The 20741-nt window shown below is 69.5% G+C and carries 10 protein-coding genes; 2 read left to right on the forward strand and 8 right to left on the reverse strand.

The window, feature by feature from the left end:
- Positions 1 to 27: 27 nt before the first annotated feature.
- From J5226_RS13920 to J5226_RS13955, 8 genes are all read right to left on the reverse strand, one after another.
- Complete coding sequence (locus J5226_RS13920) at positions 28 to 315, reverse strand: hypothetical protein (RefSeq protein ID WP_215835080.1); 288 nt, start codon at positions 313 to 315, stop codon at positions 28 to 30.
- Between the two features lie 249 nt (positions 316 to 564).
- Positions 565 to 1263: a hypothetical protein gene (locus J5226_RS13925; protein WP_215835081.1), complete on the reverse strand. Its 699-nt coding sequence runs from the start codon at positions 1261 to 1263 to the stop codon at positions 565 to 567.
- A gap of 121 nt (positions 1264 to 1384) precedes the next feature.
- Complete coding sequence (locus tag J5226_RS13930; protein ID WP_215835082.1) at positions 1385 to 2410, reverse strand: M15 family metallopeptidase; 1026 nt, start codon at positions 2408 to 2410, stop codon at positions 1385 to 1387.
- 148 nt (positions 2411 to 2558) lie between these two features.
- Positions 2559 to 4043: an MFS transporter gene (locus tag J5226_RS13935; protein ID WP_215835083.1), complete on the reverse strand. Its 1485-nt coding sequence runs from the start codon at positions 4041 to 4043 to the stop codon at positions 2559 to 2561.
- Between the two features lie 130 nt (positions 4044 to 4173).
- A complete protein-coding gene (locus J5226_RS13940) occupies positions 4174 to 5901 on the reverse strand; it encodes an NAD(P)/FAD-dependent oxidoreductase (protein WP_215835084.1) in 1728 nt (575 codons plus the stop codon).
- Positions 5902 to 5914: 13 nt separating this feature from the next.
- Complete coding sequence (locus J5226_RS13945) at positions 5915 to 7642, reverse strand: NAD(P)/FAD-dependent oxidoreductase (protein WP_215835085.1); 1728 nt, start codon at positions 7640 to 7642, stop codon at positions 5915 to 5917.
- A complete protein-coding gene (locus tag J5226_RS13950) occupies positions 7635 to 17120 on the reverse strand; it encodes a non-ribosomal peptide synthetase/type I polyketide synthase (protein ID WP_215835086.1) in 9486 nt (3161 codons plus the stop codon). Before J5226_RS13950 ends, J5226_RS13945 begins: the two co-directional genes overlap by 8 nt.
- A gap of 115 nt (positions 17121 to 17235) precedes the next feature.
- Positions 17236 to 18057, reverse strand: coding sequence for a sterol desaturase family protein (locus J5226_RS13955; protein ID WP_215835087.1), 822 nt, complete (start codon positions 18055 to 18057; stop codon positions 17236 to 17238).
- Between the two features lie 726 nt (positions 18058 to 18783).
- On the opposite strand from J5226_RS13955, the gene J5226_RS13960 reads away from it, so the two are divergent.
- Together J5226_RS13960 and rocF are read left to right on the forward strand one after the other, a co-directional pair.
- Complete coding sequence (locus J5226_RS13960) at positions 18784 to 19557, forward strand: ferredoxin--NADP reductase (protein WP_215835088.1); 774 nt, start codon at positions 18784 to 18786, stop codon at positions 19555 to 19557.
- A 99-nt stretch (positions 19558 to 19656) separates the two neighbouring features.
- Positions 19657 to 20577: an arginase gene (gene rocF / locus J5226_RS13965; protein ID WP_215835089.1), complete on the forward strand. Its 921-nt coding sequence runs from the start codon at positions 19657 to 19659 to the stop codon at positions 20575 to 20577.
- Positions 20578 to 20741 lie beyond the last annotated feature (164 nt).

The following is a 20741-nucleotide window of genomic DNA, read 5'->3' on the forward strand; positions in this document are numbered from 1 at the left end:
CGCGCGGCCTCGACGCGAACGCGGCGCTCAGGGTTGGCCGCTGGCGGCGTGGCCGGCGTCGACCACGGCCGCGGCGACCGGCGCGCCGTGCGCGGCTTGCGCCGCTTCGTAGGCTTCGTCGAGCGGATCGATCAAGGGTTCGCGCTTCGGCGCCGGCTTCGGCGGGCACGCCGAAGCCGGCGCGAGCGCGATCGGCAGCAAGCGCTTGTCGCGAGCGTGGCAGGACGGCAGGAACGCGGCCGCGAGCAAGCAGGCGCCGGCGATCAGCGCGGCCGCGGTGGGAGGCGTAAGCGCTACGCCGAGGGTCGTTTTCATGCGATACCGAAAAGTATGACGGGGCGGCCGGTGCGGCCGCGGTGCGCGTTCGAGCGCGCTTATGCGTCTATGTTCGTGGCGTGGTGCGATGCGTGCATGTGCGAAACGTCCCCCCCGGACCGCGGCGAGGATCGCACGCGAAGCGCGGCATTGCACGCGAACGGCGCGAGCGGCGCCAGCTAGGAACGACCCTAGTCGGCGCGTCGCTCGCGCGAGCGCCGCGCGATGGCGGCACGATCGATGGGCGCGTCAGCGCGAGTCGCCGTCGGCGTCGGCCGCGCGCGTGCGCTCCAACCGGCGTTCGCCGCCGCGCTCGACCACGCGCCAGCGGCCGTCGCGCGATACCGCGACGGTGCCGTCGGCGGCCGCGCGCGCGGCGCCGCGCAAGGCGGCGTCGCGGCGGTCGCCGGGCGCGGGCGCCTCGCCCGGATCGGCGGCGCTGTCGTCCACGCCCGGCGGCAGCGGCGCGAGACTGTCGCGGCGCACGCGGCATCGCGGGTCGAACCAGTATTGATGGCGGATCGGTCCTTGGCCGTCGGCGTAGCCGTAGCTGGCCATGCGCATGCCGTCGCGGTCGGCGCCGAACGCGCGGCTGAGGTCGGCGCCGTCGCCGCGGCAAAGGCGCCGCCCCGGCTGCCAGCGTTCCGGCGCGCCGGCGGCGAGCCAGAGCGCGCCGTCGTCGGCGTACGCCAGATCGGCGATGTCGGCCTGCGCGCGCAGGCGTTCGCGGCGGCCGTCGGCCAAATTCAGGCGGTAGGCGTCCCGGCCCTGCGCCCACGCCAGTTCGTCGCGGTGCGGATGGAACGCGAGCGGGCCTTGCGCCGGCAAGCGCGGCGCGGCGATTTGCGTAGCGTGCGCGGGTGGCGCGGCGCGGACGAGCGCGGCGGCCGGCGCGACGGCGATCAGCGCGGCGAGGCAGAGCGCGCGGCGCGGCGATGGCGAAGTCATGGCGGTGCATTCCTCCCGCGCGACCGGTGCGGCGGCCGCGCGCCGTGCGCCGGCGCGAGCGCCGCAAGCGCGTTGCGCCGACGCTCGCGCGATGCCGCGCGCCGATACCGCGGCGACCGGTTCAAGGTCCGCCGAGGCCGAGGTTGTTCCAGACTTGCGGCAATCCGCCCTGGCGATAGGCCGGCAGCATCGTGCGCGCCTCGCCGGCGCCGAGCCCGGGGTGATATTCGATATGCGGCCGGTCGGTGATGCCGCGCCAGTTGCCGCCCCATTCCAGACTGCGCGCCACGGCGAGCTCGCCGTAGCGGTCCCAGTGGGCGTTGTCGGGCCAACTGGGCTGGCCGTTGGCGTTGTTGAACGCCACGTCCACCGCCAGCCCGTAGTTGTGCCAGGAACTGCCGCCGGTGGCGTTGGTGACGATGCGCCCCGGCGCGGTCCGGCCTTGCGCGTACAGCGCGTTTTGTTCCTCGACGCTGCGGAAGTCGCTGACCACGCGCATGTCCATCGCCTCGCGGCGCGCGCGGGAAATCGTTTCGGTGGCCAGCCGCGCCATCTCGCGGTTGATGCTGGGGTTGTCGAGGCGGCCGTTGGGATCGGCGGCGTGCAGGTTGACCAGATCGTGCATCTGCTGATCCGGACCGAGCTCGCGCATCTGCACGCGGGTGTTGATGTCGTCGTAGACGCTGCGCGGCGCGGTGTCGCTGTTGAGCTGGACCTGACCGTCGTTGCGGATGCTGCCGGCGACCTGGCCGTCGGCGCCGATCAACTCGCCGTTGCGGATGCTGTAGGTCTGCCCGTCCAAGGTCAGCGTGCCGGCGTCGGGCGTCAACGCGCTCGGCGTGGCCTGAGGATCGAGCGTCTGTTCGGCCGCGCCTTGCAGATAGGTCGCCGTGGCCAGATTGGGCGCGGCGTTGAACGCGTCGAGCGCTGCGACTTGCTGCTCGACGCTGAGCTGGGCGTAGCTGGGGTTGGCGGTGAGCGCGCCGAGCGCGGCGACGGCGTCGGGGTTGTTCTCCAACTCGTCGCTCAGTTCCTGTTCGCGGGTGTCCGCGGCGGTCGGCGCGGACTGCGCGCCGAGCGATGCGGATTGGCTGTCGTGGGCGCTGGAACTGCCCGAAGTGCCGGATGTGCCGTTGACGCTGTCCATGAGGCGGTCTCCTGGTCGTGCGCCGGCGCGGCGTGGGGGAACGCGCGCGGCGCGGGGCTCGCAGCCATTGCAGTGGCCGCGGCCGCGCGGGGACAGCTAGGAACGACCCTAGGAAACGGTTGCGGTCGCGTTGCGGGCGTGCACTGCGTCACGAACCGGACGCGCTTTCGGCCAATTCGGCGGGCGAGGCGTCGCGCGGCCGGATCCAGGCGTAGCACAGCAGGGACAAGGCGATGCCCGCGGCCGCGGCGAAGAATAGTTCGGCGAAGGCGCCGCGCAGCAGCGCGCGCGTCGTCGCCGGCAGCGCGCGCGCGACCGCGCCTTCGGCGCCGAGCGCGCCCATCAGCGCGCCGCCGCCGTGTCGCACGCGCGCGACGATCATCGCCGAGGCGGCGGCGACCACGACTGCGGTGCCGAGCGTGCGGCTCAGCGCCATCGCTCCGGTCAACGCGCCGAGCTGGCGCGCCGGCGCGGCGTTCTGCGCCACTGCGTTGATCGTCGCCATGCACGGGCCGAGCCCGAACGCGACCAAGGCCAGCAGCGCGCTGGCCATCCACGCGCTCAACTGCGTCGCCAGCGCGCCCATCGCGGCGAAGGCCAGCGCCGCGACCGCGAGGCCCGGCAGCACCGGCCGCTTGTAGTCGCCGCTGCGCGCGACGCTGCGGCCGCCGAGCAGCGCGCCGATCGCGCCGGTGAGCAGCGCCGGCACCAGCAGCGCGCCGGACAGCGCCGGGCGCAGGCCGTGGCCGAGCTGCCAGTACGCCGGCATCAACACCGCCACCGCGATGTAGAAACCGTACAACAGCAGGCTCGCGGCCAGCGCCGGGCCGATGGCCGGATCGCGCAGCCACGCCGGCGCCAGCAGCGGATCGGCGCTGCCGCGCTGACGGGCGAAGAAGGCCGCGCCGGCGATCAGCGCGACGGCGAGGCTCGACAGCACCGGCATCGACGTCCACGGATGGCGCGCGCCGCCCCACGACAGCGCCAGCAAGAACGCGCTGGTGGCGGTGGCGAACAGCGCGGTGGCGGCCGGGTCGATGCGGCCCGCGCCGTCGCCGCGGCCGAGCGCGCGCAGGCCGGGCGCGCCGATCCACAGCACCAGCGCGCCCAGCGGCAGGTTGATCCAGAAGATCGCGCGCCAGTGCAGCCAATCGCTGAGCGCGCCGCCGAGCAGCGGGCCGATCAAACCGGCCGCCGCCCACACCAGGGCGAAGTAGCCGGCGTAGCGGCTGCGCTGCGCCGGCCCCGCGAGCTGAGCGACCGCCGCCTGCGCGACTACGATCAATCCGGCGCCGCCGACGCCCTGGATCGCGCGGCCGGCGATCAGCGTGCGCATGTCCGGGGCCAGCGCGCAGACGGTCGAGCCGAGCGCGAACAGCGCCATGCATGCGCGCAGCAGCGCGCGGCGGCCGTGCAGGTCGCTGAGCTTGCCGATCACCGGCGTGGCCGCGGCGGTGGCGAGCAGATACGCCGACAAAGCCCAGCCGAGCAGGTCGAAGCCGGCCAGATCGCGCACGATCGCCGGCAGCGCGGTGGCGACGATGGTCTGCTCCAGCGCGCCGAGGAACAGCGCGAGCAGCAGGCCGGTCAGCAGGCGCGAATGGCCGGCGGGGGCGGGCGGGGCGGAAGTCATGGCCGGTCCTGGCGGTGATGCGGGAAGGAGAGACGAAAGGACGATCGCAACAGCGGCTCGTTGCATCGCGGCGTGCGTACGGCGCGAGCGGAAGCCTCCGCTGCGCGCCGCACGCACGCCGTGCGCGCCGCTAAGTGCTCGCCGCGCGCGTGGTCACCAACTGCGGAAACCCGCTCGGCGGCGAGTACGCGGGCTTGGACGGCCCCACCGCATGGATCAGATGCGTGGGCAGCGGCGCGTGGTCGTCGATGCTGGCGGTGAAGTCCTTATCGTCGTCCTTGCAGATGAAGTGCATGACGTGGCGGCCCGCGGCGGCGGCGCGGATCAGGCCGCCGGTGGTGGCCCACACGCCGGAGATGTAGAAGTTCGACAGCCCTTCCATCACCGGCCCGTGCTTCTTGATCTCCTCCTCCATGGTCTCGCCGCTTTCCACGAACGGCTGCCAGCCCAGCACGGTGCCGTCGTAGTTGCCGGTGTAGCGCACCTGGGTCAGCGGGCTGGAGACGTCGCGCACGACGATGGAATCCTTCAGCCCCGGATAGCGCTTTTCCAGCAAGCGGATCATCGCGTTGCTGACCCGGCGCTTGGCCGCGTGGTACTCGTGGCCGCGCCGCACCGGCAAGGTGTGCAGCTCCTCGCCCTTGCGCTTGCGGCTGACTTGCTCGGGGCCTTCGTTGAGCGCGCGCCACGGCGCGATGTCGCAGAAGTAAGTCGCATAGACGATGCAATGGTCCTTCGGCGCCAGCTCCGGGTAATGCTGGCTGCGGAACTGCACGTTGATGCTGGGATGGCGGATGCCGAGCATCTCCTGCGCTTCCTCGTCGTCGAGCAGATACGTGGCGCAGGGCTCGCCCTCGGGGAAGGGCTTGTTCAAGCCGAGGAAGGTGATGAAGTAGCCCGGGAAGACCATGTGCGGCTCGGCGATGGTCTGGGTGTAGAGCTTGCGGTAGGTCTCGTTGAGATAGCGCCCCTTGAGGAACTTCATCAGCGTGGTCTGGCCGTCGGCGGCGGAGACCACGATGTCGGAACGGATCTCGCGCCCGTCGCTCAGGCGGATGCCGACCGCGCGGTCGTCCTCGACCAGGATTTCCTCGACCTTGGCGTTGTAATGCACTTGCCCGCCCAGGCGCTTGTAGCGCTGTTCGATCGAGGTCGCCAGGCCCAGCGAGCCGTGCTCGGGCACGCCGGCGGACAGGTTGGCGTGCGAGGCGAGCTGGAAGTAGAACGGCAGCACCGGGAAGTTCTGGTGCTTTTCGTAGAGGATGAAATTGAACGCCTCGCGCAGCAGCGGGTCCTTGAACTTGGCCGAGTAGTCGGTCATCAGCACGCTGATCGACTTGCGGATGGCGTTGAAGTAAGGGAGGAAGGACGCCAGCATCTTCCAACGCTCCCAGCGCCCCATCAGCCCGACCGGTTTGAGGAAGGGGTACACCGCCAGCGCCTTGCGGAAGCTGCGCAAACCCTTGACGAAGTCGCGGATCAGCTTGGCGTCGGCCGGCGAATGCTCGATCAGGTGCGCTTCGAGCCGGTCCGGGTCGGAATAGAAATACACCGCGCGGCCGTCGCGGCCGCGCACGATGTTGAACACGTCGAAGTGGCGCATCTGCTTGCCTTGCAGCGCGCCCAGTTCCAGCCAGATCTGATGCATCTCGTTGCCCGGGCCGTTGCCGAGCAGCCAGCTGATGCAGCAATCGAAGGTGAAATCGCCGCGTTCCCAGGCCGTGCAGCAGCCGCCGGGGATTTCGTGCATCTCGAAGATCTGGGTCTTGTAGCCGTTCATCTGCGCGTAGCAGCCGGTGGACAGGCCGCCCAATCCCGCGCCGATGATGATCATGCTTTCTCGCTTGCTGCTCGCCATGGCCGGGCTCCTGTCAGGCGGGGGAGGCGCTCGACGCCAGCACAGCGTCGGCGGCGTGCGCGGCGCGCGCGGGACGGTCCAGCGGCGCCTGCTTGTCCAATTGCGGGAAGTGCCCGAGCTTGCCGGTGTGCCAGCGTTCGGCGCCGCGGCTTTCGAAGGCCTGGAAATCGCGGCCGAGCTCCTGGCAGATGTACTGCATGACGAAGCGGCCGGTGGACGCGGCGCGGATCAGGCCGCCCAGGCCGACCCATTGCCCGGCCATGTAGAAGCCCTTGAGCCCGGGCAACTGCATGCGGCCCTGGTTGACCAGCGTGTTCGCCAGTTCCTCGGCGTCGCTGAAGGCCTTCCACGCCAGGATCGAACCGTTGCTGTTGCCGGTGTAGCGCTTGGTCGTCGCCGGCGAGGCCACGTCGACCAGCTCGATCCGCTCGCCGATGCCGGGATAGCGCTTTTCCAGGAAGCCGCGCACGAAATCGGCGACCTGGCGTTTCTCGGCCCAGTAACGCTTGCGGTCCTCGGTGCGCAAGGTGCGCCAGTAGTGGAAATCGCTGAAGTAGGTGCAGTGGATCACCGCGCGGCCGGGGGGGGCGAAGCCGTCGGAATAGCGCGAGCGCAGCTGCACGACGATGCTGTTCTGCATCGCGCCCGGCAGTTGCTTGCCTTCTTCCTCGCTGAGGAAATAGGTGGTGCTGTGCGAATCCTCGGGATCGAAATCGCCGGTCAGGCCGACGAAGGCCGAGACCACGGCCGGGAACAGTTCGCCGGGCTTGTTCAACATCTCGCCGTAGAGCTTGTCGATCGCCGGGCTGGTGTACTTGCCGTCCAGCATCCCGTACAGCGTGGTGTGGCCGTCGGCGGCGGAGATCACGATGTCGGCGTAGTGGCGCGCGCCGCCTTTGAGTTCGACGCCGACCGCGCGGTCGTTCTCGACCAGGATCTTGTCCACGCGCGAGCGGTAGTTGAGGATGCCGCCGAGCGCGAGGTAACGCTCCTCGATCGAACGCGACAGCCCGAGCGAGCCGCCCTCGGGAAAGCCGGCGTTGTTGTTGTGGGCGCAGGCCATGTTGTAGAGGTACGGCAGCACCGGAAAGGTTTCCGGGTCTTGATAGAAGATGTTGCGGAACGCGCGCCGCAGCAGCGGGTCCTGGAAGCGGTCGGCGAAGCGGTGCATCGGGGTCGCGCCGTTGCGCCAGAACAGCCGGAACGCCGGCAGGATCTTCAGCAGCGTGCGCAGCTTTTCGCCGACGCTCTTGAGCGGGTCGGGAGTCAGGAACGGATACAGCTCGATCTTGACGAAGCGGCGCAGGTCGGCGCAGAAGGCCTTGATCGGCTCGGCGTCGGCCGGAGAAATTTCCAGCAGATGCGCTTCGAGCCGGTCCGGGTCGTTGTAGAACGTCACCGAGCGCCCGTGTTCGTCGACGACTTTATTGAACATGTCGAAGTCGCGCACGGTCTTGCCGTCGAGCGCGCCGAGTTCGCGCCAGACCCGGTTGGCGTCGTTGCCGGCGCCGGTGCCGATCAGCCATTCGATGCAGTAGTCGAAGATGTAGCCCTGGCGCGACCAGGCGGTGCAGCAACCGCCCGGCAGCACGTGGGATTCGAAGATGCGCGTCTGCAATCCGTTCATCTGGCCGTAGACGCCGGCGGACATGCCGCCGACGCCGCCGCCGATGACGATCGCCCGCGGTTTGCCGTCCGCAGACGGCCCGCGCGCGCTCCAATCGGGGCCGGTCTCACGCATGGCCCGCTTCTCCGACCAGAATCCCGCGCGCCAGCGCCGCGTTCTTCTCGATGTAGTCGGCATCGAGCATGTCGGCGTGCTTGCCGTAACCGCGGAACACCTGACTGCGGGTCAGCGAACTGCCGTGCCAGGTGCCGCGCTGGCCGGTGCCGTAGAACACCAGTTTGTCCTCGTCGGAAATCACGCTGACCGGCGCGGCGATGGTGCCCAGGTTCGGGGTCTGGCTGCAGAAGCGGATGTAGTCCTTGGCCTGCTCCAGAGTGTCGTGGGCGAGCAGCTCCGAGCCGGTGTGCTTGCGCAGATGCTCGGTGAGTTCGCGCTCGAACGCCTCGAAGTGCTCGTTGCCCAGTTCGAAGGATTCCGGGATGCGGTAGGAATCCATGATGACCACGTTGGGCACTTCGCGGCCGCGGCGTTCGAGTTCCTTGGCCACTTCGAAGGCGAGGTTGCCGCCGAGCGAGTAGCCGAACAAGGTGCAGTGGCCTTCGGCGTGGATGCTCTCGATCAGGTCGGCGTAGCGCGCGACCTTGTCGTCGCCGAGCAGGTAGTTGAAGGAAACGAACTCGTACTCGGGCAGATGCACCGCGAGTTGGCGATAGACCAATCCGTGGCCCCCGGCCGGCGGGAAGCAGAAGATGGTCTGCTCGTGCCCGCGCCCGGCGTTGAAGCGCAGATACGGCTGGGCGCCGGCGACGCGGCCCAGGCTGATCGCTTCCACCGTCTTGGCCATGCCGTGCAGGGTGGTGAGCTTGAACAGCTGGCTCACCTCGATGGCGATGTTGAACTCGCTCTGCAGGTTGTAGATCAGTTCGATCAGCTTGATCGAGCTGCCGCCGACCTCGAAGAAGTCGTCGTGCAGGCCGACCTGCTGCAGGCCCAGCAACTGCTTCCAATGCTCGGCCATGCGGGTTTCGAACAAGGTCTGCGGCGGCTCGTACGCGGCCGCGGCGGCGTTGGCGTCGGGCGCCGGCAGTGCGGCCAGATCGACCTTGCCGTTGCCCGACAGCGGCAGCGCGTCGAGCTGCACGTACTGCGCGGGGATCATGAAGGTCGGCAGGTACTGCGCCAGATGCTCGCGCAGCGCGCGCCAGTTCAAGGTCTCGCCGGCGTCGGCGGCGACGCAGTAGGCGCACAGCGCGGACTCGCCGCGCGCGTCCTCGCGCACGGTCAGCACCGCCTGGGCGATGGGCGGCCATGCGGCGAGCTGCGATTCGATCTCGCCGATCTCGACGCGATGGCCGCGCACCTTGACCTGACCGTCGGCGCGGCCGATCAGCTGCACCTGCCCGTCGGCGCTCCAGCGCGCGAGGTCGCCGGTGCGATAGACCCGCACCTGGGCGCCGTCGCGGCCCAGCGGCAGTTCGCCGAAGCGCTGCGCGGTCTGTTCCTCATCGTTGACGTAACCCGCGCAGACGCCGCCGCCGCCGATCCACAGCTCGCCGGCCACGCCCGCCGGCACCGGCTGACGGCGCTCGTCGAGGAGGTACAGCGCGGTGTTCGGGAACGGCCGGCCGATCGGCACCATGCGGCTGCCTTCCAGATCGGCGGCGTCGCCCTCGAACCAGGTGCTGTCGATGGTCGCTTCGCTGAGGCCGTAGGAATTGATCGTGCGCGTGTCCGGCCCCGCCAGCGCGCGCAGGCGCCGGTACTCCTCGACCTTCCACACGTCCGAGCCGACCACGAGCAAACGCATGAAGTCCAGCCGCAGGTTTTCGCGCTCGCAGTAATCCATGAGGCCGCGCACCACCGCCGGCACGAACTCGGCGGCGTCGACCTGTTCCTCGACCATCGCCTTATAGAGACGCTGAGTGTTGAACAGCAGTTCGCGCGTTACCGGCACCAAGGTCTTGCCCGAGCACAGCGCGCGGGCGAAATCGCCGGCGAACACGTCGAAGGAGAAGCTCGCCATCTGCAAGTGCGCGCGGGTCCGGTCGAGCGCGTACTCGCGCCGCCAGCCGGCATAGGCCGAGGCCCAGTTGGCGTGGGTGACCCGCACCGCTTTGGGCTTGCCGGTCGAGCCGGAGGTGTAGATCACGTACGCCGTATCCGACGGCGCCACCGCGACATCGACCGGCGAGGCGTCGGTGTCGGCGTCGGCGATCAGTTGCAGTTCGTCCGGCGTCAGCACGTCGCCGTCCCAACCGGCCAGGCGTTCGCGGCGCTCCTCGTCGATCACCGCCAGCTTGGCGCCGGCGTGAGCGGCCATGTAGGCCAGACGTTCGGCCGGGTAGTCCGGATCCAGCGGCAGGTACGCGCCGCCGGCCTTGAGCACAGCGAGCAGGGTCACGACGAGTTCGGGCGACTTGTCCAGGCACAGCGCCACCACCGAGCCGCCGCCGACGCCGAGTTCGCGCAGCTTGCGCGCGAGCCGGTTGGAGCGGCGCTCCAGCTCGCCGTAGCTGAGCCGGCGGGTGTCGCCGCGTTCGCTCGGCACCGCCACCGCCAGCGCTTCGGGCGCGGCCTGGGCGGCGCGCGCGATCAGCGCGTGCACCGGCGCGTCGGCGACGACGGTGTCGTCGGCGCCGCTCCAGCGGCCGAGCACGTCGGCGCGCTCCTCGCGGCCGAGCAATTGCAGTTCGGCGATGGATGCCTGCGCCGGAAGCCGGGTCAGGCCGTCGAGCAGGTTGACGTAGTGCGCGGCGAGCCGCTGCACGGTCTGCGGCAGGAACAGGTCGGTGTTGTACTTGAACACGCAGTGGAACCGGCCATCGGCTTCGTCCTCATAGGCCGACAAGGTCAGGTCGAACTGGCCTTCTTCTTCCGGCAGCTCGATGTATTCCAGGCGGTAGCCGTACTTCTCGGTCGCGACCTTGTGCGCGAGCAGGATGAACATGGCCTGGAACACCGCCGAGCGGCTCGGATCGTGCTGCAGGCCGAGCTTCTCCACCAGCAGCACGAACGGATACTCCTGGTTGTCCAGGCCGTTGAGCACGGTGCGCTGCACCTGCGCGATCAGCTCGGCCACGCTGGGCTGCGCGCTCAGGTCCACGTGCAGCGGCAGCGGGTTGACGAAGTAGCCGTAGACCTGGGCGAACTCTTCCTGGGTGCGGCCCATCACCGGGCTGCCGACGATCACGTCGTCCTGGCCGGTGTAGCGCTGCAGCAGCACGTAGTAGGCCGCCATCAACACCATGAACACGGTGGCGCCGTGCTCGCGCGCCAGGGTGTGGATGCGCGCGCTGAGCTCGCGGTCGAGCACGAAGAACTCCGAGGCGCCGTTGTTGGTCTGCACGATGGGGCGCGGCTTGTCGGTCGGCAGCGCCAGGATCGGCACCTGCGCCGGCAGGTGCGACTTCCAGTACTCCAGCATCTTCGAGGCCTCGCGCGAGGCCAGGAACTTGCTCTGCCAGTTGAGGAAGTCCAGGTACTTGGCGCGCACCGGCGCCAGTTCGGTCTTCTCCTTGCGCCGCAGCCCTTCGTAGATCGACAGCAGTTCCTCGATGAAGGTGAAGGTCGAGATCGCGTCGGAGATGATGTGGTGGACCGCCTTCATGATCACCCAGCGGTCCTTGCCGCGCTTGAACAAGCGGAAGCGCACCAGCGGGTCGTGCTCCAGGTCGTAGGGCTTGCGGTACTCGCGGACGATTTGCTGGTGGATCTCGTCCCAGCTCTTGTCCTGCACGTCGAACAGGCCCAGGTCGGCCTCGCTGTGCGGGCGGATCACCTGCACGGCCTGACCGCGGTCGAGCACGAAGTTGGCGCGCAGGCTCGGGTGGCGCGCGATCAGCTCGCGCACCGCCTGGAACATCAGCTCGGGTTGCAGCTCGGTGCGCACCTCGACCGCGCCGCCGATGTTGTAGGCGAAGCCGTCGGGGTTGAGCTGCTTGAGGAACCACAGCGCGTTCTGGTTCTGGGTCAGCGGGTAGCGGGTTTCGTCGGTGTGCGCCTCGAACTGGGCGGCGCCGTCGTCGTCGCCGTCGCCGGCGACCAACTCGACCAGACCGGCGTGCAACTGCTCGGTCAAGGTGCCGATGGTCGAACTGCTCAGCAGCGTCACCACCGGCAGCGCGACTTTGAGCTCGGTGTGGATGCGCGCGCGCAGTTCCATCGCCAGCAGCGAATCCAGGCCGAGCGCGTTGAGGCTGGCCTCGGCGTCGATCTGCTCGGGCTTGACCCGCATGACCTGGGCGATCAGACCGTGGAAGCGCTCGCTCAGCAGGCTCCAGCGCGTCAGCGCATCGGCGTCGCGGAAGGCTTCGACGAAGCTGCCGTGCTCGGCCGCGCCGCTGCCGGCGCCGAGCTTGGCCAGTTCCTCGATCAGCGGCGGCGGCGAGGAATACCACGCCATGAAGATCGGCCAATCGACCACGGTGGCGACCAGCAGTTGGGCGCGGTCCTGGCCGATCACGCGTTCGAGCACGTCCATGCCGGCGTCGGGCGAGAGCGAACTCATGCCGCGGCTGTTGCGGTAATGCTCGATCAGGCCGAGTTCTTCGATCATGCCGGTCGCCCACGGACCCCAATCGACCGCGAGCGCGGGCAGGCCTTGCGCGCGGCGATGATGCGCCAGCGCGTCGAGGAAGGCGTTGCCGGCGGCGTAGTTGGCTTGGCCGGCGGTGGTGACGATGGAGGCGATCGAAGCGAACAGCACGAAGTGGTCGAGCGGCTGGTCGGCCAGATGCTTGTGCAGCAGCCAGCCGCCGATCACCTTGGGTTCGTACACCGGATCGAAGCTGTCGCGCTGCATGTCGGCGAGCAAGGTGTCGCGCACCTGTCCGGCCAGATGGAAGGCGCCGCGGATCGGCGGCAGCTCGCGCTGGCGGTAATCGGCGAGCCAGCCGCGCAGCGCGCCTTCGTCGGTGATGTCGAGCTGGGCCAGGATCGGCTCGGCGCCGAGCTGTTCGAGTTCCTTGAGGAAACGCACCGCGCGGCCGGCGGCGCTGGCCGGATCGGTGTCGCGCCACTGCGCGCGCGGCGGCAGCTTGGTGCGGCCGACCAGGATCAGCTTGCGCGCGCCGCGCTTGACCAGGGTGCGGCAGAGCAGGCGGCCGAGCGCGCCGAACGCGCCGGTGACCAAGTAAGCGCCGTCGCTGCGCAGGCGCAGCGGCAGCGGCTTGGTCAGGCCTTCGGCCGGCAGCAGGCGCCCGGTGTAGCGCTTGCCGTCGCGCAGCGCCACTTCGTCTTCGTCCGCGCGCAGCAGTTCGGCGCGCAGCAGCGCGGCTTCGGCGACGCGTTCGACCGGGTCGTGGCCTGCGCGCAGCGGCAGATCGACCAGCTTGCCGCGCTGGGCGATCAGTTCCTGATAGCCGAGCACGCGGCCGATGCCCCAGGCCGGCGCGCCGAGCGGCTCGACCGCATCGCCGCGGTTCACCGCCTGGGTGCCGCGGGTGACGATGTGCAGCTTGCCGTGCGGATGCGCCGTGCTCAGCGCCTGCGCCAGCGCGATCAGCGAGTACGCGCCGCGGCTGTTGCCGTTCTGCAGCGCCGGCGTATCGGCTTCGTCGACGCTGGGCTGATCGAGGTTCCACAAGTGCACGATGCGGCCGAAGCGGCCGGCGCCGGCCTTGTCGAGGTCGGCGAACAAACGCTGCAAATCCTTGGCCACGCCGGGCGCGACGCTGGATTCGTGCAGATCCTTCTCCAGTTTGTAGCGCTTGCCCGGACGCACCAGGTGCGCGCGCTCGCCGCGGCTTTCGGCCAGCGCGGCGAGTTCGTCGCCGAGACCGTGTTCGTCGGCGAAGATCAGCCAGCCGTCGGGTTCCTCGGCGCCCGCCTCGGTCTGTTCGGGCGCTTGCGCGTCGCTCTCGGCGATCTCGTGCCACTGGGTTTCGGCCAGCCAGCCGTCGATGGTCGGCAGGCCGACCTTGGCGCTGGCGTTCTCGACGTTGGCGGCGCGGAAGCCGGCGACCTTGCCGAGCGCGCGACCGTCTTCGCCGTAGACCAGGATGTCGCCGATCAATTCGTCGCCGCCATCAAAGGTGATCTGCGCATGCACCCACAGCGTGCGCTCGCCGATGGCTTCGCTGCGCACTTCCTGGATCGACAGCGGCAGGCGGATGCCGGTGTCGGCGACGCCGCCTTCGCTGAGCTGGCGCTGCAAAATCTGCGGGGTCAGCAGCGCCTGGAAGCAGGCGTCGAGCATGGCCGGATGGAAGTGGTGATCGGCGGCGCCGCCGAGCAGTTGTTCGGTCGGCACGATCTTGGCGAGCGCTTCGCCTTGGCCGATCCAGACTTCCTCGATGCCCTGGAACGCCGGGCCGTAGTGGTAGCCCATCTCGCCCAGCTGCTGATAGCAGGCCGAACGCGCCAGATACAGCGGGCTGCGCTCGCGCACCGCGCGCGCGTCCAGCGCCGGCGCGGCGCGGCGGCCCTGGCTGGCGCGCACGCTGCCGGCGGCGTGGACGGTGCGTTCGCCGCCGTCGGCGCCGAGCGTGGAGATGTTGAAGCCGGCGCCGTCGGAGGAGAACGACAGCTGCGCCGTGGTCGCCTCGGCGTCGGACAGGAACATGGCCTTGCGCAGTTCGATATCGGCGATCGCGGCGCTGGCGCCGCCGGTCATCGCGCGCACCGCCTGCACCGCCATTTCGATGTAGCCGGCGGCGGGGAACAGCACGTTGCCCTGGATGCGGTGGTCCTGCAGATAGGGCTGCTGTTCGGCGTCCAGGCGCGCTTCCCAGGTCGGTTCGGCATTGGCCATGCGCCGGCCCAGCAGCGGGTGATCGAGCTGGCCGAGGCGGATCTGTTCGACCGGGCGCGGCTCGACCCAATAGCGATCGCGCTTGAACGGATAGCGCGGCAGCGCGATCTGCGATCCGCGCGGATGCAGCGACCACCAGTCGATGGCGACGCCGAGATTGTGCAGGGTCGCCAGCGAGGCGGCGAAGCGCGCGGCCTCGTCTTCCTGGCGCCGGATCGAGGGCACGCTGCGCGCGCTGGCGCCGCGCGCGGCGAAGCATTCGTTGATCGAATGGCCGAGCACCGGGTGCGGGCCGATTTCCAGGAACAGCTCGTAGCCGTTCTCGGCCATCAGGTCGATGGCGGCGCGGAAGCCGACGCTGTTGCGCACGTTGGCCCACCAGTAGTCGGCGTCGAGCTCCCGGCCCGTCGCGATGCCGGGCTTGGCGGTGAGATACAGCGGCAGCTTCGCCGGATGCGGCGCCAGCCCTTCGAGCGAGGCCAGCAACTCGTCGCGGATCGGATCCATCTTGGCGCTGTGGTAGGGCACGCGCACGGTCAGGAACTTGGCGAACAACTGCTCGGCCTGCAACTGCGCGGCCACTTCGGCCAGCGCGTCCTGATCGCCGGCCAGGGTCATCGCGGCGGGGCTGTTGACCGCGGCGATGGAGACGCGGTCGCCGTACGGCGCGATCCGTCGCAGCGCCTCGGCTTCGGTGAGGCTGACGGCGAGCATGCTGCCGGTGTCGACCAGCGTTTGCTGCAGGCGGCTGCGGTGCACGACCACGCGCACGGCTTGTTCCAAGGTATAGACGCCGGCCTCGTAGAACGCGGCGACCTCGCCGGTGCTGTGGCCGACGATGGCGTCGGGCACGACGCCGCGCGCGCGCCACATCGCCGCCAGCGCGATCTGCACGGCGAAGTTCGCCGGCTGCGCCAGCCAGGTATCGCTCATCAGCGAATCGGCTTCGGCCGCGTTGAGCAGCTCGATCAGCGACCAGTCTGCATGCTTGCGCAGCTCGGCGTCGCAGCGTTCGATCGTCTCGCGGTAGATCGGTTCCTTCTCGAACAACTGCCGGCCCATCGCCCACCACTGCGGGCCCATGCCGGTGAACACCCAGGCCAGCTTCGGCGCAGTCGCGCCGCGGCGGTCGTCGGCGAGCACCAGCGGATGCGCTTCGCCGGCCGCGGCCGCGGCGAGGCGTTCGCGCAGCGCCTCACGGCTGTCGTAGACCAAGGTCAGGCGCGATTCCAGATGCTGGCGGCGGTGGGCGAGGGTGTAGGCGAGGTCGTCGAGCGACACCGCCTCGTCGCCTTCGCGTTCGAGTTCCTTGGCGATGCCGGCGGCCAGTTCGGCCAGCGCGGCCGGGTCGCGCGCGGTCAGCGGCAGCAGGTTGTAGCCGCCGATGTCGGCGGGCGCCTTGTCTTCGGCGGCGGCCGCGTCTTCGGCGCGCGGCGGCGCTTCTTCCAGCACCACGTGCGCGTTGGTGCCGCCGAAGCCGAACGAGTTCACCGCCGCGCGCGCCGGGCCTGCGTGCGCGGGCCACGGCGTGAGTTGGGTCGGGATCTTGTACGGCATCGAAGCCAGATCGATGTCCGGGTTCACCGTCTGCAGATTGATGTGCGGCGGAATCTGCTTGTGCTTGAGCGCGAGCGTGGTCTTGATCAGACCGGCGACGCCCGCCGCCGCTTCGGTGTGGCCGATGTTGGTCTTGACCGAGCCGACGTAGCACTCGCTGCCCGGCTCGCGGCCCTGCGCGAGCGCGCGGCCGAGCGCCTTGGCTTCGATCGGGTCGCCGACCGGGGTCGAGGTGCCGTGCGCTTCCATGTACTGCAGGCTGCCCGGCGCGATCCCGGCTTCGCCGCACACGCGCTGGATCAGCGCGACCTGCGCGTCGGGGTTCGGCACGGTGATGCCGTTGCTGTGGCCGTCCTGGTTGACGCCGGTGGCGAGGATCACCGCGTGGATCGGATCGCCGTCGCGCAGCGCGTCCTCCAGACGCTTGAGCGCGACGATGCCGACGCCCTCGGCGCGCACGTAGCCGTTGGCCGCGGCGTCGAAGGTGCGCGACTTGCCTTCCGGCGACAGGAACCCGCCCTTGGTTTCGGCGATGGTGTACTGCGGCGTCATGTGCAGCAGGGTGCCGCCGGCCAGGGCGAGGCTGGTTTCGCCGCGGCGCAGGCTGTGGCAGGCCAGATGCACGGCGACCAGCGAGGAACTGCACGCGGTGTCGATCGACAGGCTGGGGCCGCGGAAGTCGAAGCAGTACGAGATGCGGTTCGACGCCATCGTCATCATCGTGCCGGTGGCGGTGTGCGCGGCCAGGGTGTCGAAGCTCAGGTCGGCGAACTGGACGATCTTGTAGTCCAGAGTGAACGCGCCGACGAACACGCCGATCTCTTGGCCGGCCAGTTCGCCCGGCTTCTGGCCGCCGTCTTCCAGCGCTTCCCAGGCCACTTCCAGCAGCTTGCGCTGCTGCGGATCCATGTAGTCGGCCTCGCGCGGGCTGATGCCGAAGAAGGCGGGATCGAATTCGTCGAAGCCGTCGATGTAGCCGCCGCGGCCGCCGACCAGACGGCCGGGCTTGCTCTTGTCGCGGCTGCCGAGCGTGCGCACGTCGTAGCGGTTGAGCGGGGTGTCGGTGAGGCAGTCCTTGCCGTCGACGAGGTTCTGCCAGAACGCGCGGTAGTCGCTGGCGCCGCCGGGCAGGCGGCAGCCGATGCCGATGATGGCGATGCGGTCCTCCATCGCCACCGGGCCGGCGGCCGATTGCCCGCGTGCGGCGGCGTCGTGGGCCTCGTGCGCGGCGTCGTCGCGCGCGGGGACTTCGCTGGAGGAGGGCTTCTTGCTGGAGTCCGTCATGGTCGATTCCTTGGAGATGCGTCCACGCGCGAGCGCGGCGGGCCGTGTGATCGGGTCGTCGGGTCGTCTTGCGGGTCTTTTCGGGTCTTGCTCGGGCGGATCTGAAACAAAGCGTCTAAGGCGGGGCGGACGGCGGGGCCGGCGGCGGATAGCGCCGCGGCCGCAGCGGATGCAACAAGGTGGAAAGCAGGGCGCGGTTGTCGGGAAAGCTGCCCGGCGCGAACAGGCCGATCGCGCGCGGCCGCTTGCCGGGCCGCCAGGTGTAGCTGCCGAACAAGCGGTCCCAGATCGACAGGTCCGAACCGAAGTGGCCGGCTTCGTCCTTGTCGGCGCTGTGGTGCATGCGGTGCAGTTCGGGACTGGCGAGCAAGTGGTTGAGCCAGCCGATGCGCACGTCGATGTTGGCGTGGACGAAATAGCCTTGCGCGATCACGAAGAGGCCGACCGCGAACAGCGCGTGAGCGGAGAAGCCGGCCCAGGCCAGCGCGAGTTGCACCACGAACTGGGCCAAGGTCACGTCGAGCACGTGGTTGACCCCGTTGTTGCCGACGTTGACCTTGTCGGGCACGTGATGCACGCCGTGCAGCCGCCACAGCAGCGGGATGTCGTGGCCGGCGCGGTGCACGGCGTAGCTGGCGAGCGAACTCACCAACAAGGCGGCGGGGATCTGCGCCCACAGCGGCCAGCTCGGATGCAGCGGCGCCAGCGCGGTCAACGCCGCCATCAACGGGATTTGCGCGAGCGCGGCGCCGACCACGGTGAGGACGAAGTAGACGCCGTACAGGCCCCACTCGCGCCGATCCGGCCACCAACGGCGTTCGTACGGGATCAAGCGCTCCAGCAGCGCGAGATAGCCGACGGTGAGCAGCACGAAGGCGAAGTTGGCGTTGCCCAAGTCCCAGCCGCGCGCGATCGCGGCGTATGCGTAGGCGACCACCGCCAGCATCAGCAGCGGGTGGGCCCAATGCCGGAGAAAATCCGATCGCCTCGCCGGCGGCGGCGTGACCGGGTCGGCGTTCCCGCCGCGGACGCTCTCGCCGGGTTTCGGTCCGGGCCGATCCTGCTTACCGCCGTCACGCTTTTGCTGCGACGCAACACGCGCGTGTAAAGTGCGCTCAGATAATCCTGTCATTTTCTTTTCCATTATCTATAAGAAAATGAGAATGCAGGCGCGGTTCGATAATGAGACCGCCGCCGCGCCGCGACCGGGAAGCATTGGGCGTTTAGGCCAACTCGTTGATATGTATGGCGCAAGCGATCCCGTCGAACCGTCCATGCGATCCTCCCGGCAGGTTTGGTTATGGTCGGCCCGGATGGGCGCCGGATACGCGCTGGCGCGTTCGGCGTGCGGCCGAAACGAATGCTGCAGATAATGCCGGCGCATATTCGCGGCAAGGCGGAGGCGCCGTCAAAGGCGCAGGCCCGATTATCTTGCGACGCGGTTCGTCCTTTGGAATATCCGTTTCCCTCCGGAAAAAATAATGTGCTGGTATTGCCCCGCCGTCGCGCGGCGCCCGGGTCGCGCCGGATGCGACCGCGGCGGCGGTCAATGACCGGGCCGCGTCCGCGCGATGACGATTCGATTGCGGCGGACGCCGCGCGAGGCGTCCGCCGCCGCGCGGCCGCCTTACCCGATTCGCCCTTCCATGGAGGAGTCACGCAGATGCAATTGGCGACCGAACGCGTCATCGAAGTCAGGCATTGGAACGACAGCCTTTTCAGCTTCCGCACCACCCGCGATCCGGGCTTCCGCTTCGACAGCGGTCACTTCGTCATGGTCGGGCTGGAGATCGACGGCCGCCCGCTGATGCGCGCCTACTCGATCGCCAGCGCGCACTACGAAGAGCATCTGGAGTTCTTCAGCATCAAGGTGCCCGACGGCCCGCTGACCTCGCGCCTGCGCCACATCGAGTTGGGCGACGAGATCCTGGTCAGCCGCCGGCCCACCGGCACGCTGGTGCTCAACGACCTCAATCCCGGCAAGCGCCTGTACTTGCTCGGCACCGGCACGGGGCTGGCGCCGTTCCTCAGCATCGTGCGCGATCCCGACACCTACGAGCGCTTCGAGACCGTGGTGCTCGCTCATGGCGTGCGTCGCATCGAGGATCTGGCCTACGCCGACTTCATCGAGAGCGAACTGCCCAAGCACGAGTTCCTCGGCCCGCCGGTGCGGCAGCAACTGCGTTACTACCCGACGGTCACGCGCGAGCCGTTCCGCAACCGGGGCCGGCTCACCGACGGCATCGTCTCCAACGCGATGACCGATGCGCTCGGCCTGCCGCCGCTGAATCCGGCCGAAGACCGGGTGATGCTGTGCGGCAGCCCGCAGATGCTCGCCGACATCGCCGCGCTGCTGGACGAACGCGGCTTCGTCGCCTCGCCGCGCACCCGCGAGCGCGGCGACTACGTGATCGAGCGCGCCTTCGTCGAGAAGTGAGCGCCGCGCCGGCGGGCGCGCGAGGACGCGCGCGCGCCGGCGCCGAACCCTCATTCATCCATTGCAAGCGGCCGCCGCGGCGGCCGCCCGGGAACTCTCATGAGCACTGCACCTGCGGTTTCGTTGATTGGCGCGCCGACCGATGTCGGCGCCGGTGAGCGCGGCGCGCGCCTGGGCCCGGAGGCGCTGCGCATCGCCGGCTTGCGCGAAGCGCTGCACGGCCTCGGCGTGGACGTGGCCGATCGCGGCAACCTCGACGGCCCGCCGAATCCGTGGACCGGGCCGGTCGACGGCTATCGCCATCTCGACGAAGTCGTCGCCTGGAACCGCCAGGTAATGGACGCGGTGTCGGCCGAACTGGACATGGGCCGCATGCCGATCCTGCTCGGCGGCGATCATTGCCTGGGCTTGGGCTCGATCACCGCGGTCGCCCAGCACTGCCGCGCGCAAGGCAAGAAGCTGCGCGTGCTGTGGCTGGACGCGCACGCCGACTTCAACACCAACGACATCACGCCTACCGGCAACTTGCACGGCATGCCGGTGGCGTGCCTGATCGGCCTGGGGCCGCGCGAACTGACTCATCTGAGCGGCGAGGCGCCGGCGATGCAGGTCGATGAGATGCGGCAGATCGGCACGCGCTCGGTCGACGCGGGCGAGAAGCAACTGATCCGCGAACACGGCTTGCCGGTGTACGACATGCGCCGGATCGGCGACATCGGCATCAAGCGGGTGATGGAGGACGCGCTGGCCGACATCGACGAGGACACCCATCTGCACGTGAGCTTCGATGTCGACTTCCTCGATCCCAGCATCGCGCCGGGCGTCGGCACCGTCGTCGCGGGCGGGCCGAACTACCGCGAAGCGCAACTGGCGATGGAGATGATCGCCGAGAGCGGGCGGATGGGCTCGCTGGACATCGTCGAACTCAATCCGATCCTGGATCGCGACAACGCCACGGCGTTGGTGGCGATCGATCTGGTCGAGAGCCTGTTCGGGAAGTCGACGTTGGTGCGCGAGTAGGGCGGCGGGCGGGTTCGCGTTCGCGACGTTCCGCGTCGCGGCTGCGCTGGCGCGGCCCGCGTTTTCCGCGTCGTCCCCGTTGCGAGTTCGCGCGCCGTTCCGCGCGCCTCTCCCAAGCCGTCACCCTCGCGAAGGCGGGGACCCAGAGGCTTCAGAGCCATGTC

This window comes from Lysobacter sp. K5869, assembly GCF_018847975.1.
Classification (GTDB): domain Bacteria; phylum Pseudomonadota; class Gammaproteobacteria; order Xanthomonadales; family Xanthomonadaceae; genus Lysobacter.

Coding starts and splice junctions, on each gene's coding strand:
- J5226_RS13960 (WP_215835088.1), top strand. CDS start 18,784: ATGCAATTGGCGACCGAACGCGTCATCGAAGTCAGGCATTGGAACGAC.
- J5226_RS13940 (WP_215835084.1), bottom strand. CDS start 5,901: ATGGCGAGCAGCAAGCGAGAAAGCATGATCATCATCGGCGCGGGATTG.
- rocF (WP_215835089.1), top strand. CDS start 19,657: ATGAGCACTGCACCTGCGGTTTCGTTGATTGGCGCGCCGACCGATGTC.
- J5226_RS13935 (WP_215835083.1), bottom strand. CDS start 4,043: ATGACTTCCGCCCCGCCCGCCCCCGCCGGCCATTCGCGCCTGCTGACC.
- J5226_RS13950 (WP_215835086.1), bottom strand. CDS start 17,120: ATGACGGACTCCAGCAAGAAGCCCTCCTCCAGCGAAGTCCCCGCGCGC.
- J5226_RS13945 (WP_215835085.1), bottom strand. CDS start 7,642: ATGCGTGAGACCGGCCCCGATTGGAGCGCGCGCGGGCCGTCTGCGGAC.
- J5226_RS13920 (WP_215835080.1), bottom strand. CDS start 315: ATGAAAACGACCCTCGGCGTAGCGCTTACGCCTCCCACCGCGGCCGCG.
- J5226_RS13930 (WP_215835082.1), bottom strand. CDS start 2,410: ATGGACAGCGTCAACGGCACATCCGGCACTTCGGGCAGTTCCAGCGCC.
- J5226_RS13925 (WP_215835081.1), bottom strand. CDS start 1,263: ATGACTTCGCCATCGCCGCGCCGCGCGCTCTGCCTCGCCGCGCTGATC.